Source organism: Pseudomonas sp. PVC-3-1 (assembly GCF_057444315.1).
Genome location: NZ_CM172023.1, coordinates 6,114,220 through 6,128,618 on the forward strand (window position 1 = coordinate 6,114,220; position 14,399 = coordinate 6,128,618).

Below are 14,399 nucleotides of genomic sequence, written 5' to 3' on the forward strand. Positions count from 1 at the left end.
CCCGGCGGTTTGCAGCCGCCGTCACCGCTTGGCTAAGCTCCCTGCCATGCCCGCGTTCCAAGGAAAGGTAATGAAGAAACTGTCGGTTGCCCTGCTGATCGCCCTGAGTGCCAGCGTCGCCTTCGCCAATCCGAGCAAGCCCTCACCGCTCTCGGACCTGCAGGCCGCACTGAAAACGCTCAAGCCCGGCCAGTTCCTCTGGTATCCGGAAATCTCCCCGGCAGGCCCGGTCACCCTGGTGGTCAGCCTCACCGAGCAGCGCGCCTACGTGTACCGCAACGGCATCGCCATCGGCGTGGCCACGGTGAGCACCGGCAAGAAGGGCAAGGAAACCCCCACCGGCGTGTTCTCCATCCTGCAGAAGAAGGTCGAGTACCACTCCGACCTCTACAACAGCGCACCCATGCCCTACATGCAGCGCCTGACCTGGGATGGCATCGCCCTGCACGCCGGCAACCTGCCCGGCTACCCGGCCTCCCACGGCTGCATCCGACTGCCCATGGCCTTCGCCAAGAAGCTCTACGAAGTCACCGGCTTCAGTACCACCACGGTGATCATCTCCGACGCCAAGAGCTCGCCCGTGGAGGTCTACCACCCCGGCCTGCTCGCGCCCATCGTCAGCGACGGCCGCCCCGCCGGCCCGCACGACGACAGCGGCATGGTGGTGCCGTTCTGGAGCGATCCGGGCGCAGAAAAGGGCCCGGTCTCCGTGCTGGTCAGCCGCGCCGACCGTCGCCTCTATGTCTACCGCGGCGGCCTGCAGATCGGCACCGCGCCGGTGGCCTTCGAGCACCCGGAAGAAAGGACCGGCGTCGCCGCCTTCTCCCTCATGGAGAAACCCTCCCAGACCGAGATCGACAGCGAGAGCCCGAACCTGCGCTGGACCAGCGTGCAGGTCAGCGACCCGCAGCGCGGCCTGACCCCCGCCGAGCAACTGGGCAAGTTCAGCCTCGACCGCGAATTCCTGCGCAGCCTGCTGGCCAGCATGGACGTCGGCAGCACCCTGGTGATCACCGACCTACCCTCCACCCGCGACATGCGCAGCAACCCTGACTTCACCGTGATCACCACCAACGACCGCAAGGCGGAACAGAAGCCGGTCAAGAACCAGACGGTGGAATGAGGAAATGGTCCGGGGCATTGCGGCACCGTCCTGGACCTCCCCTACAGCGCCTCATCATTCCACTGCACCCCACAGTGCCCATCCCCGCCGGACTGCCCAGCCTCACCTCCGGACAGACGGCCTCAAGCCCGCCCTGCCAGCCGCCGAAGAATCTCGAAACACAAAGAGTCCAGGCGCCTGCCGGGAGCGCGTCGATTCCCTCTGCCCTCCCGTAAACCGGCGCCTTCCGGTGGCAAATCGCAGCGGAAAGTTCGTAATTACCGACGGGCGGAACCATACTTGATCAAAAAACAACCACATCACTGATCAAAAATCGCGCACAATGCGGCGTTTCCCAGAAAAAACCATATCGATTCAACGGGAATGTTGTATTCATGCTGACTTTTTTGAAGTTACGGGGGTTCTTCCGGATTTCGCTCGCCAGTGCCGCGCTTTTCGCGATCGGTAGCTGGCAGACCGCGTCCGCTGCCCGCCTGCCCACGGCCGAGGAACTGCACCGCCTCGCGCCGGCGACCAATACCGAAACCCTGCGCCTGGCACTCAGCGCCCTGCAGTGCGCCAGCACCCAGTTGGGTGGCCAGAACCAATTGCTGACGGTGATCGACTACTCCAAGCCGTCCCGCGACAAGCGCCTCTGGGTCTTCGACCTGAAGCAGCGCAAGCTGCTCTTCGAAGAATGGGTCGCCCATGGCAAGAAGAGTGGCGACGACATGGCCACCTCCTTCTCCAACCGCCCGGAGAGCTTCCAGTCCTCCATCGGCCTCTACCAGACCGGCCAGACCTACAGCGGCAAGCACGGCCGTTCCCTGCGCCTGCTGGGCCTGGAGCCGGGCTTCAATGACAACAGCGAAGAGCGCGCCATCGTCATGCACGCCGCCGCCTACGCCGACCCCAAGGTCGTCCCCGGCCTCGGCCGCCTGGGCCGCAGCCTAGGCTGCCCAGCGGTGCGCCCGCAGGTGGCGCAGAAGCTGATCGACACGGTGAAGAACGGCAGCTACGTGTTCGCCTACTACCCGCAGCAGCAGTACCTGAAGACCTCGCAGTTCCTTGCCGGGCAAAGCTGCACCGTGGCGAAGAACCCACAGATCAACCGCTACGCCACCAACCTCGCCAAGCGCTGATCGACTCCCGCACCTGAAACGCAAACCGCCGGCTGATGCCGGCGGTTTGCGTTTGCGAGTGTTGCAGGGGCGAGCTTGCTCGCGAACCAACATCGGCGAAGAGGTGTTTCGCGAGCAAGCTCGCTCATACTTGAAGCCGCCAGCTACGCCTTCACCCCATCCAGGATCGCCAGCAACGCCCGCACATCCACGGCATCCATCTGCTCGGGGTGGAGGAAGCGCTCGCCGTATTCGCGGTAGACGCCCTGGCTGATGAACAGGCGGAACAGGTCGGCGTCAATGTGCTGGTCGCGTGCCATGAAGGCGAGGATCTTCAGCGATTCGGAGAGCGTCTTCGGTGCCTTGTAAGGGCGGTCGGCGGCGGTCAGGGCCTCGAAGATGTCGGCGATTGCCATCACCCGCTCCGGAATGCTCATCTGCTCGCGGGAGAGCTTGCGCGGGTAGCCGGTGCCGTCCATCTTCTCGTGGTGGTTGGCGGCGATGGTCGGCACGCGGCGCAGGTTTCGCGGCAGCGGCAAGGTGGTGAGCATCATCAGGGTCTGGACGATGTGCTCATTGATCTTGAAGCGCTCCTCGTCGTTCAGCGTGCCGCGGCGGATACCCAGGTTGTACAGCTCGCCGTAGTGGCTCGCGTAGGGCGGCAGGCGCATGTCGAAACCCCAGATGTTGCGCGGGTCGTCCTTCACCACCGGTGGCTTGCGCTCGCCCCAGGGCACGCGATGTTCGGGTTTGTCGGCGAGGAGGAATTCCTCCGCCGGCAGCGGCCGCTCCGGCCGGCCCTGCAGGCGTTCGGCCTCGTCGTGGGAGATGCCCAGGCGGTCGTCGAAATGGCGAAGCCAGCGGCGCTCGCCGATCTGCTTGAGGCGCTCGATGTCCTCGTCCTTCATGAACTCGCCGCCGACGTTGGCCTGGGCGACGAACGCGTAGTCATCGCGCAGCGACTCGTGCAGCGCATCCCGGCGGGCGGCGAGCAGGCCGATGTCACTCCCCTCGGCGATACCGCGCCAATAATCCAGCTCGATGTCGCGCCAGATCACCTCGAAGCGCGTGCGTACCTCGTGCAGGCGGTTGTACAGCGTCTCCAGCTTGGTGGCCTTGTCCACCACGTACTCGGGGCTGGTGATCTTGCCGCAGTCGTGCAGCCAGGCGGCGATCTGGAATTCGTAGCGCTCGGCATCGCTCATGCTGAAGCCGGCGTACTCGCCGTCACGCGAATCGATGACCTTCTGCAGCAGCAGGTCGGCCAGTTGCGGCACGCGCTCGCAGTGGCCGCCGGTGTAAGGGCTCTTGGCGTCGATGGCATCCGCCAGCAGCTTGATGATGGCGTCCAGCAGGCGCTGCTGGGCTTCGATCAACTGGCGGGTTTCGATGGCCACGGCGGCGGCGCCGGAGAGCTCCTCGACGAAGCGCTTGAAAGGTTTGCGCGGCTGACGGCTGTGGGCGCCCTCCTCAGCCAGTTGCAGGACCAGGATGCCCAGCAGCTCGTCCGAGCGGTTGCGCAGGGAAACCTCCAGGTACTGCCCCCGGTTCGCCAGCGCCAGGTCCACGCGCTCGGCCAGTTGGGTCTCGGTGAAGCCTTCGATCAGCATGGATTGCGGGTACTGCTCGCCGTTCACCGTGCACGCCAGGCGCAGCCGGCACTCGTCGTCGTCCAGCAGGTACACCGCGCCGCCCATCACGCCGGTGGCTTCAACCAGGCGCGAGAGCACGCCTTCGAGCATGCTTTCCAGGCGCGTCTCGCGGCTCAGGGTCAGGGTAATGGCCTGGAAGTTGTGGATGGTGCGCGACATGCTGCCCATCACGCTGCTCAGGTCGCGAACCTCGGCGATCTTCGACTCCACACCCACCGGCCGGGCAAAGTCGAAGGCCGCCAGCGCGCCGACCTGATCGGCCAACGCGGTCAGCGGGCGGGCGATTCGCCGGCCTATGTACCAGCCGATCAGCAGCAGGACGAGCAACAGCGTGCCGCTCCACAGGGCCTGGTTGAACAGCAGTTGCCTTGCGCCCGCCAACAACTCCACCGCGGGGATCGCGATCAGCACTTTCACTTCGTTGCTGGTGAAGTTCGACAGCGGCACCCAGATGCCGTACCACTCCTCGCCATTGACCCGGTATGCCTGGGGTGTGCCGGATGGCACCGATTCCGTGTTGAGCTCGCTCAGGCTCGGCACCTGCAACTCGGCGAGGGTGGCCAGACGCAGTTCCTTGCCTTCATGGACCATCAGCTTGGACAGGTCGGGATAGGCGATCACCGTGCCCTTTCCGTCCACCACCGCCAGTTCGGTATTGGCGGTCTGGCGCAGGTCGCCCATCTCGCCGCCCAGGTCGTTGACCGAGGCGTCCATGCCGATCACCGCGGCGCCATCGACGCTGCGGTGAGCCAGGGTCAGGCCGATCTCGCGGGTGGTGAAGAACACGTAAGGTTGGGTCAGCACCGTCTTGCTGGTCAGGCGCGCCTCGTTGTACCAGGGCCGCTGGCGGGGGTCGTAGTTGTAGTCGGGCCGCTCCTGCACGCGCAGCAGGCGCAGCTCGCTGTCGTAGAAACGCCACTCGCCGAGCAGGCCGCCCTGGCCGTTGAGGGTCTGGCTCTGCACCAGGTACTTGGCCGCATCCGGCGCCTGCAGCACGCGGCGCACCTCGGGCACCCGCAGCGCGCGTATGAGCAGGAACTCGCCGTTCGGGTAGCCGATGTACACCGCACTCAGGGTACGATTGGCGCGCAGGTTTTCCACCAGCATCGGCAGGCGATCGAGGCGCGCCGGCAGGTTGTCGGTCTGCGAGATCGGGTCGTGGGTCAGCAGGCGCAGCGCGCTTTCCGCCGGATCGATCAGGCGGCGGATACGCTCGTTGATGGTCGCGCCCAGCTGGCTGGCCGATTCCCCGGCCGCCGTCACCAGCGCACCTTCCACGCCGCGGTATCCCTGGATCAGCAAAGCACCCGCCAGCACCAGCATGCTGGCGATAATGGCGCCAGCCACCAGCAGTTGCAGCGGAATACCCCGTTCGAATGCCTTCATCCTTTACCAGCCTCTGTCCGTGGAGCTGTAGCGATATCCGCTGTCGAGCAGTCCTTCCGCCACCTGCGGCGGTACATTTTTACGCATGATCCGGGCCAGGGTTCCGTCCAGCCACAACGTTTCCAGCAGGCGCATCCATTCAGCGCTTTGCGCTGGGGTGAAGCGCTTGCGCGAGAGCATCAGGTTGTGGGGTGTCGCCGGCCCGGGCATCACATCTACCACATGAAAGCGATCACGTTGACGACGATCGCTCACCGCCCCTTCGAGGTTCATCTCGTGGCCGATCACGCCCTCGACGCCGCCGTTGAGCAACGCGGTGAAGCGGGTCGCATCGTCCTTGTACTCCAACACCCGCCCCTCGGCGCGAAGGATGCGCAACATGCCATCGATATAAGCGCCATGGCGGTAGCCGGCGATCACACCCAGGCGGGCTCCGGGCATATCGTGGAAAGCGTCCAGGCTGTTCATCTCGCCCAGGTCGTCACGCACGATCAGCTTGTTGCGCATGTACAGGTAGGGAAGCAGGTAGGTATAGGCACGCCGCTGCGGCGTGGCCACGCCGCTGGTGCCCATCTGCAGGTCGCCGCTTTCCAGCATGCGCCAGACTTCATCGCGAGGGCGGACGGACACCTCGAACTGGCAGCCGGTGCGCTTGGCCAGTTCGGCAATCAGGTCCGGGTCGATGCCGACGTCGTCGTGGAAGAACACCACGTTGCGGGTGAAGGCGACGGTGAGCGGTTGCTCGCAGCCGTAGCGGTCATCGGCCATGGCTTCCGCACACAGCCATGCGGCCGGCGCCAGGACCAGCAGTGGGACGAACGTTCGGTGAAATGCCATGGACCCGCTCCGCACGCGGTATCGGCCTCAGGGGGAGCACGGCACATTCGCTCGTCTTCGGCAGGGGGCGTTACAGCTATCACAAGAGTGTAATCCGGCTTCACCAAAGCGCCGGACAATCGCGCGGAGAAATGTCATTTCGTCGGATTTTGGCCAAACGATGTGACTCAAGCGCTCGGTGGCTGTTGCAGGTGCCAGACCACCCTGCTTAACTCTGGCTCAAGCGTGACCGATGAGTCACGCAGCGCAACCAACAATGATTTCCGCGGCAGCTGTTCCCCAAGCCGCACCTTCCCCCGCCTGATCAGAAGCCTCTATCCGCGCCCTCACGGGTTTCGGAGCGTCGTCTTTTGATGCCTTAAACCATTGAAAAAAAAGAAATTATTAACTTTCGTCGAGTGACATGAAGCTGTCACGTCAAGACGCTTTCCTCTGCCTGGGTACTTTCTTCGCATCCGATGGTGGATGCGCACCATGACCTGCGTCTGGAGGAATACGACATGAGGCCGGAAACCGCCGTCGTCGAGATTCAGCAACACCGGGTATACACGGAGTTTCACGCCAACAGGGAAGCGCGCCAGACCATCATCCTGGTCAACGGCTCGCTGGCAACCACCGCCTCCTTCGCGCAAACGGTGAAATACCTGCAACCGCATTTCAACGTGGTGTGCTACGACCAGCCCTACGCAGGCCGGTCCAAGGCTCACAACGACTGCCGCGAGTTCATCACCAAGGAGTATGAGGCGCAGTTGCTGCTCGGCCTGATCGAACACTACCGCGCCGACGTGGTGATGTCCTTCTCCTGGGGCGGCGTCGCCACCCTCCTGGCCCTGGCGGAACGCCCGGCGCGAATCCAGAAGGCCGTGATCAACTCCTTCTCGCCGCTGCTCAATGCCTCGATGCTCGACTACCTGCACCGCGGCCTGGACTACCTGTCCGCCTGCGACCGCACCAACGTCGGCAACCTGGTGAACGACACCATCGGCAAGTACCTGCCGCATCTGTTCAAGCGCTACAACTTCCGCCATGTCAGCGGCCTCGACGAGCACGAATACCAGCAGATGCACTTCCACATCTGCCAGGTGCTCAAGCTCAGCGCGGAGAGCTACATGGAGAAGTTCGCCGCCATCGACATCCCGCTGCTGTTCATGAACGGTGAGCTGGACATCTACACCACCCCGGCCGAGGCGAAGCTGTTCCAGCAACTGATCCGCGACTGCGAGTTCCGCACCATCCGCAACGCCGGCCACTTCATCGACGTGGAGCACAAGAAGGCCTGGCAGGACACCCAGGACGCCCTCCTGACCTTCCTCCAGCCGCAGCGCCACCCGGTACTGGCCAACTCCTACCTGCCCAGCAGCCAGGGCGTACCCATCGCCGCCATGGTGGGCTGATGCAGCCAGCGCACACAGCCGGGGGCCGGCCCCAGACCTTCCGCCCCCGGTTTTTCATCGTCCCACGTAAACACGAATGCGCTCCTGCGAGCCCGCCTGACCTATCGAGGCTTCACTAAGCCCCGCCCTTCTGGTAAAAAGGCACCCCCAAGCGGGCGTCGTATAATGGCATTACCTGAGCTTCCCAAGCTCATGACGAGGGTTCGATTCCCTTCGCCCGCTCCAGAACACCCTGCCTAACCCCTGAAATGCCTAGCGTTTCGGGGGTTTTGCGTTTTCGGGGCCCAGGGAAGTGTCGAAAAACTGTCGATGTCAGATGCTGCCACTTGGCCAGCAGCAGGCAACACAGTAGTCTCCGTTGTCACCATATTCCAGGGCCCCGGCATCCAAGCCAAAGCCCCCGAATAGAGATTCAACTCGAAACAATGGAGAGGGCTAATGGGGTACAACAAACAGGACGCGGCTGCACTGAATCTGGCCTCACAGGCAGGCTTCGACTCGCGGAAAATCGTTGAAATTAGCGACGACACTCACCAAGTGGCACATATTCACTGTCCAGCATCTCCAGCCTGTGAAAATCCGGCAAAGGTTCTTGCCGACGCTATTCAAGCGCTAGATCGATTCATGGAACAAACCACCGTCTGGATTGAGGTCCACGAGGGAGCGCCTATCCCCGAATACGTATATCAAGCCCTCGAACTGCTTGATGGCTACGCTCTTCGCATTTTTGTAAGCCAAGGAAAAGCTTCGACTCACGAGCCCGGCCAGCTGCTTGATGATCGAGTCTGCGATGCAGTCAGAGCTGCTAACTTCACGGGCGGCCTTTGGCACCCCATTGCAAATAGCTTTGTGTCTGCTTACCGCTAGATAGTCCTCAAGCTTCGGTAGCCGACGAATCCGAATGTGCGTCGGCCGCTGAAGAATGTAGAGGATTGAATCGTATCGCCTCCGACAGATGATCCTTCGACAAATGTGCGTATCGCATCGTCATCGAGAGCGACGCATGCCCCAGGATGTGCTGCAACGTCACGATGTGCCCGCCGTTCATGATGAAGTGGCTTGCAAACGTGTGACGTAGCACGTGGCTGGCCTGCCCTCTCGGGAGCTTGATCGACGTGGACAGCAGCACGATGCGGAATACGCCAAGGCAGTTGGTGAAAGGTCCGTAGGTCTGCCAATGCTGGCGAATCTCTTTTGCCAACCCTTCCGAGATCGGAACCGAGCGAACACGCTTCGACTTGGTGTTGGCGAAGATCACCGTATTGCCCTTCAACCGATCCAGGGTCAGTGCCTGCGCTTCTCCCCATCGAGCACCTGTCGCAAGGCAGATGCGAGCGACCATCTTCGGATGCGGCGACGTGGTGCGAGCATCGAGCGCGGCCAGCAGCTCGGATACCTGATGCTTGGTCAGATATGACAGCGGCTTCTCCTGAAGCTTCAGCGGGCGCATGCGTCCAACAGGATTTTCGTAGTCGATGGACCCTAGCTGCCGTAGCTCGTTGTACATCGACTTGAGGTAGCCAAGGCGGTTGTTGGCGTACTTGCCCGACATGCCTTTAGCGACCTGCAAGGAACGCACACGGGCCACTTTCGCCGGCTCCAGGGACACCGCCACCGGGTCACCCAAATCCTTCGCTATCAGCCGCAGAATCGCCACACAGCGCTTACCGTTCGCCAGAGTCTGGCCATGAAGTTCGTACCAGAGTTCGACCAGCTCGGAGAGCTTACGGCGGTCCTTCGGCTTGATCGTCCAGCCCGGGTTCTCGGAGCACTTCTGGCGGGCATTGGCCTCGAACTGCTGCGCTTCCATTTTGGTCTTGAACCGCTTGCGGAAACGCTTGCCCTTGATCGGCTCGACATCGACGAACCAACGGCCATCGGGGAGCTTGGTGATGCTCATCAGATGGCGTATCCCCGCCTCAAGTAGCGATCATTGATTAGCCCGCAGATGTGCTTTTCGAGGTCGCGAGTGCTGTAGCCCTTGGCGGTGTAGTGGTCTTCGATCACATGCCAGAAGGGGAGCGTTCTCCCGACCTCAAGTGCCTTTTTTGAGGGGATGCGCTCCCGCGCAATCAGGCTGGCGAACTGACCCAGGAACATCTCGCAGTTCTTGCCGGAGAAGCCCTGTGCGGTCTTGTAGTAGCGGCGATATTCGGTGCGCTCAATCAGCGGATCGGCCTCTACCTGGACCTTGGTATCCAGGGTGATCAGCGACCAGAACGGGTCGTACCACTTCGGGTCTTTCAGCAGCAGCCGGAAGCTGTCGCAGGCGTACTCCCACAGGCCTTGCAGGTGCGGGCATAGGCCGGCATAGGTGCGGCAGCCGATCACCTCTCCAGAGGACAATTTGGAGCCTTCGGAGAACTGCTGGACTATCGAGTGATGGAAGCGAAACTCGATACGCCACACGGTTTCCTCTGGGTTGTAGGCGGGCTCGCCATCACCGAAGGGGTCGCCATTCAGTGATGCCCATACGTTGCTCCAGTAATCGAGCTTGTCGGTTGCGCGTGCCTGGAGCGTCTTGTTGTAGATGCAGAGCTGCATACCGTTGGCCGAGCCGAACATGAAGGTCTCACCACGCCCATACACCGAGGCGTTGCCGTGGAACTCGATACGGTCGATGCCGCTGATCTGCCGCACACGAGTCGAACGACAGCGCATGCGCTCTACGATGTCCGCAGACGGCGTCCAGCCCTGCACATCCAGCGCGAGATGCACGGCGCACTGGTTCGTTTCGCAATGAGCGAGCACGGCACTAGCCAGGTCATCGAGCATGCCTTGCAGGATCGTAGGATCAGCCCCGTCCAGGGCGTGTGGAGACACCTCAATCTTGAGATGCGGCCCGATGTTCTCCAGCTTCACGTTGTGATTCTTGATCAGCAGGATCAGGCCCGTATCAGCGTTCTGCAGGCGGTACTGGTAGCCGGAGTCGCGCCCGACCCTGCCCTTGACCCACTGGTAGCCAGCGAACTCCACGATGTCTTCCGGCTCATCGAACAGCGCCATCACTTCGAGACGGATCATGCCGTTGTACAGCTGGCGGACCGTATCCACGCCGCAGCGCAGCAGCCGCACGCCGGACAGATCAGTGAACTTGGCCAGCTTGTCGTCGAAGAACAGGCGCCCCTCAGGCGACTCATAAATCTCGCCAGCGGACTTAACCGTGACACGGACTTGATGCTTTGGCTTGGTCATTGAAGTGCTCCAAATAGCTACGTAATGAAACAGTGATCAGTGGGTTATCCGACGTGTTACAGGGGCGTCGGCCGCGCCCTCCGGCAGGGCGCTCGTGCCTTACGCTACTTGCCGGGGGCGCGGCCAACGCCCGAGCTCTCGACCATCAGTAGGGAAACGCCACCGCAGGCGAGGAAGAACCCAGGGTCGAGAGCGCGCCCAGCAGGAAGGCCAGCGCCAACAGCACAAGGTCATATGTCCAATCGGGTAGTTGCATCGCGCTGCCTCCATTGCCTTTTCGCAGGCATGAGTTGGCCCGGCACGGATAAACAGGCGCGCTCGCCGGTTCATCTGCGCTATCGAGGTTTTGCAGTGGGATATGGGTATTGAATCAAACAGCCGGCAGCGCGACTAATCGTTTGAATTGATGGCTAGAAGCCCGATTTAGACGCACTGGAACGAATAGCAACGGAACAATATTCGGGGTCATGAGCAGGCATTTCGAGCCATCAGCTTTCTTGATGGCTGACGCCACCAACACACACCAAGGGCTCTGCCCTTGTCATCCCGCTCTTGCCGCCGAGGGCTCGGGAGCGCGGGGCGGAGAAGCTGCCCCACGCTCACCGGCCAAGGCTGGTAAAAGGCATGCGTTCAAGGGTTCGCTCCGCCCGTGCTTCCGTTCGCCGGAACGGTGGAGCTGTTCCGACGAGCCGGGAGCGCGGCCCTTGAGCGCGAGTCGTCAGGGTGGGTGACGCGGCCCAGTACGTTGCCGGAACCTTGCCGGTCGCGGTACCGCATCACCCGGATCGTGCGAATGTTTTCCCAGAAGGCTTCATCCGCGAATGCTTTTTCTGCTCCAGGCTTGAGGGTCAGGAAATGCGGCCCACCGCGCAGCCCTTCGGCGGGGAGCACAACACCAACGACACGTACCCAGCGCCAGATTGGGTCCGGCTCTTCATCGAACACCATTTCGATCAGGACGGTCTGGCCCAAGTAGCGCACTGCGCTCTGAGCATCCAGGGTGATGGGCGAGCTAGTCATGGTTGTAATCCCCCGCACCGAAGGTGGCCTTGCCGCGCTCCATGTCATCGCGGAAGCGGGCAAGGTTGATCATGCGGAAGCAGCCCATCTGGATACTCGGGACGGTGCCGTCTTCCGCCCACTGGGCCGCTTCGTCGTAGGACACGCTACACATCTCCGCGAAGGTGGCGATGCCGCACAGGTCCAGATTCCATCTCTCCTTGCTCACAGTCGTTCTCCTTTTACGTCGCTCATGCCGTCCACTCCTGTTCCAGCAGCCAAGCGCGGAGCAATGCACTGTTCACCACGCGCAGCTTGCCGAGCTTCACCGAAGGCAGGACGCCTCGATATACCCACGCTCGGGCGATGCCGTAGCTGATGCCGTTTCGGTCAGCCCATTTCTCGATGCGCTCCAAATCTTGCTGCGGCCCTACCAGGGCGCTGGGGTTCAGCTCTTCCAGTTCCATGCTCGTTCCGTCACTATTCGTCGCTATGCGTGCCGGTATGCATTTATGCACCCATACTGACGAAATATTCGTCATCGGCAGTAATACTAATGACGAATATTTCGTCTGACAAATATTTCGTCAGATATTTATAGAGCTTTTTGGAATGATCGAAGAGCGACTTAGAACTCTTGTTCGCTATCTTGGCGCTGCAAGGCTTGCAGAAGCGTCCGCGATAAAAAATCGCCGCCGCTGGCAGACAGTTGCGACCGATCTAAAGGTGAAGACCAGAATTGAGGACTTGGAGGAGTTGCTAAAAGCGTTCCCTCAATACGAACTCTGGTTGTGGAAGGGCGAGGTAGACCCTGCACGTGGACAGGTGGCACCTGGCTATGAGGAAGCGGATGCCAAATTAGCCAAACCCAGCGCGGGATAGAGCTAACCAGGAAGGTGGCACTGCGCTGGTTCAGCAAAGGACGTGGCTAATGTGGCAATTCGACCAATAACAATTGCCGACTAGTCAACTGGCAACGACTTTTTGAACGGCAGCTACCGACCCCAAGCAGCCCTTCGCAGAGGGCAGCTAGCGGCCAGAAGCGGCCACTAATAAAGAGACGCTACCAATCTGCAGCCAGGAGTTGCTTACAGCGCTGATGGAGTTCTGAGCTGCTGTAGTAAGCTCCTCGCATTTTTAGCACTGCCTGGAGACGACCTTGGTCAGCGGAGATGTGGAGAAGCGTTTGTGGGCTGTAGCAGACCAGCTGTGGGCCAACACGGGGCTGAGGCCGGGGGAATTCTCGGTGCCTGTTCTGGGGCTGATCTTCCTGCGATATGCCGAGAAGATGTACGCCGCTGCCGAAGAGAAGCTGGGGCCGATTGGCTCTGGTGGCCGCCGCAAGGTCAGCAAAGATGACTATCTGGCCGAGGGCGTGATCTTCCTTCCAGAGAAGGCCCGCTTCTCCTATCTGCAGACCCTTACCGAGGGCGATGTCATCGGTCTGGCGATCAACGAAGCCATGAAGGCCGTTGAGGAAGAGAACGTCGACCTCAAAGGCGCTCTGCCTCGCAACTACGTCCAGCTTGGCAACAAGGTGCTGCTGGAACTGATCAAGCTGCTTGGCCCGGTGGATCTCAGTGGGGACGCTTTCGGCAAGGTCTACGAGTACTTCCTGGGCAACTTCGCGCTGAAGGAAGGCCAAAAAGGCGGGGTCTTCTACACCCCCGAGTCCATCGTGAAGCTGATCGTCGAGATCATCGAACCTTTCCATGGGCGAATCTTTGACCCGGCTTGTGGATCGGGCGGTATGTTTGCCCAGTCGGCTGACTTCGTTAAGCGTCACCATAAGACGGCGATGGAAGAAATCTCCATCTTCGGCACCGAGAAAGAGCAGGTCACGGTCAATCTCAACAAGATGAACCTGGCTGTGCATGGCCTGTCGGGTGATGTGCGTATTGCCAACACCTACTACGAAGACCCGCATGAGGCCGTTACTCGTGATGGTGGGCGCTTCGACTTCGTTATGGCCAATCCGCCGTTCAACGTATCGGGCGTCGATAAGGAGCGTCTTGAGGGCGAGCTGCGCTTCCCGTTCGGTGTACCGAAGACAGACAACGCGAACTACCTGTGGATCCAGCTCTTTTACGCATCGCTGAACAGGAGCGGTCGTGCTGGTTTCGTTATGGCGAACTCGGCGGGCGATGCCCGAGGTAGCGAGCAGGTGATCCGGCAGAAGCTCATCGAGAGCGGCGCAGTCGATGTGATCGTTTCGGTTGGCTCGAACTTCTTCTACACCGTGACTCTGCCTTGCACGCTCTGGTTCTTCGACAGGGCGAAAGAACGTGATGCAGAGAGAGCAGACAAGGTTCTGTTTATCGACGCTCGCCACATCTACCGGCAGATCGACCGGGCACACCGTGATTTCATGCCTGAGCAGATCGAGTTTCTCGCCAATATCGTGCGCCTGTATCGAGGTGAGGCTCCAGAGCTAGACCAGGGAAGTGCAGAGTTGCTCGCCGAGAGAGAACTGGGCAATGGCTACGTGGATGTACCGGGGTTATGCAAGGTTGCTTCTCGCGAGGTGATCGAGTCTCAGGGGTGGTCGCTGAATCCTGGGCGGTATGTGGGGGCAGCAGCTAAGGTGGCTGAGGATGTGGACTTCATGGAGCGTTTTGAGGAGCTGGCTGAGGAGCTTGAGGTTCTTAATTCTGAGGCGCGTGAGCTGGAGGCCAACATAGCTCAGAGTATTAGTGAGCTTTTGGTGAAGTGA

At 61.2% G+C, this 14,399-nt stretch carries 12 protein-coding genes and 1 tRNA gene; 6 read left to right on the forward strand and 7 right to left on the reverse strand.

All coding sequences use genetic code 11. From position 1 onward, the window contains the following. The first annotated feature begins 70 nt into the window (after positions 1-70). Together AC2T4A_RS28180 and AC2T4A_RS28185 are read left to right on the forward strand one after the other, a co-directional pair. Positions 71-1,123, forward strand: a complete 1,053-nt coding sequence (locus AC2T4A_RS28180; RefSeq protein ID WP_478377212.1) for a L,D-transpeptidase — start codon at positions 71-73, stop codon at positions 1,121-1,123. Between the two features lie 374 nt (positions 1,124-1,497). Continuing rightward, positions 1,498-2,244 carry a murein L,D-transpeptidase catalytic domain family protein gene (locus AC2T4A_RS28185; protein WP_416747393.1) on the forward strand — a complete coding sequence of 249 codons (747 nt, stop codon included), beginning with the start codon at positions 1,498-1,500 and terminating at the stop codon, positions 2,242-2,244. 143 nt (positions 2,245-2,387) lie between these two features. Here AC2T4A_RS28185 and AC2T4A_RS28190 read toward each other — a convergent pair whose 3' ends face one another. Both AC2T4A_RS28190 and AC2T4A_RS28195 read right to left on the reverse strand, forming a co-directional pair. Continuing rightward, positions 2,388-5,261 carry an HD domain-containing phosphohydrolase gene (locus AC2T4A_RS28190; RefSeq protein WP_486742329.1) on the reverse strand — a complete coding sequence of 958 codons (2,874 nt, stop codon included), beginning with the start codon at positions 5,259-5,261 and terminating at the stop codon, positions 2,388-2,390. A 3-nt stretch (positions 5,262-5,264) separates the two neighbouring features. Next, a complete protein-coding gene (locus tag AC2T4A_RS28195; RefSeq protein WP_486742330.1) occupies positions 5,265-6,098 on the reverse strand; it encodes a substrate-binding periplasmic protein in 834 nt (277 codons plus the stop codon). A gap of 500 nt (positions 6,099-6,598) precedes the next feature. Between AC2T4A_RS28195 and AC2T4A_RS28200 the strand changes: the two genes are divergently transcribed. From AC2T4A_RS28200 to AC2T4A_RS28210, 3 genes are all read left to right on the forward strand, one after another. Beyond that, positions 6,599-7,492: an alpha/beta fold hydrolase gene (locus tag AC2T4A_RS28200; RefSeq protein ID WP_486742331.1), complete on the forward strand. Its 894-nt coding sequence runs from the start codon at positions 6,599-6,601 to the stop codon at positions 7,490-7,492. 151 nt (positions 7,493-7,643) lie between these two features. Then, positions 7,644-7,717, forward strand: a tRNA-Gly gene (locus AC2T4A_RS28205). Between the two features lie 213 nt (positions 7,718-7,930). After that, positions 7,931-8,359, forward strand: a complete 429-nt coding sequence (locus AC2T4A_RS28210; RefSeq protein ID WP_486742332.1) for a hypothetical protein — start codon at positions 7,931-7,933, stop codon at positions 8,357-8,359. 7 nt (positions 8,360-8,366) lie between these two features. Here AC2T4A_RS28210 and AC2T4A_RS28215 read toward each other — a convergent pair whose 3' ends face one another. The 5 genes from AC2T4A_RS28215 to AC2T4A_RS28235 form a co-directional block, all read right to left on the reverse strand. Further along, the gene (locus tag AC2T4A_RS28215; RefSeq protein WP_486742333.1) at positions 8,367-9,392 is read right to left on the reverse strand and encodes a phage integrase; all 1,026 of its coding nucleotides are present in this window, start codon (positions 9,390-9,392) and stop codon (positions 8,367-8,369) included. After that, positions 9,392-10,687: a hypothetical protein gene (locus AC2T4A_RS28220; protein WP_486742334.1), complete on the reverse strand. Its 1,296-nt coding sequence runs from the start codon at positions 10,685-10,687 to the stop codon at positions 9,392-9,394. Before AC2T4A_RS28220 ends, AC2T4A_RS28215 begins: the two co-directional genes overlap by 1 nt. A 630-nt stretch (positions 10,688-11,317) precedes the next feature. Further along, on the reverse strand, positions 11,318-11,707 hold the full coding sequence (locus AC2T4A_RS28225; protein ID WP_480448070.1) for a hypothetical protein: 390 nt from the start codon (positions 11,705-11,707) through the stop codon (positions 11,318-11,320). Beyond that, entirely contained in the window at positions 11,700-11,915 is a 216-nt protein-coding gene (locus tag AC2T4A_RS28230; RefSeq protein ID WP_480448071.1) for a hypothetical protein, read from the reverse strand. The genes AC2T4A_RS28225 and AC2T4A_RS28230 overlap by 8 nt, the downstream gene beginning before the upstream one ends. Positions 11,916-11,937: 22 nt before the next feature. Next, on the reverse strand, positions 11,938-12,153 hold the full coding sequence (locus AC2T4A_RS28235) for a hypothetical protein (protein ID WP_003146175.1): 216 nt from the start codon (positions 12,151-12,153) through the stop codon (positions 11,938-11,940). 692 nt (positions 12,154-12,845) lie between these two features. On the opposite strand from AC2T4A_RS28235, the gene AC2T4A_RS28240 reads away from it, so the two are divergent. Further along, on the forward strand, positions 12,846-14,399 hold the full coding sequence (locus AC2T4A_RS28240) for a type I restriction-modification system subunit M (protein ID WP_486742335.1): 1,554 nt from the start codon (positions 12,846-12,848) through the stop codon (positions 14,397-14,399).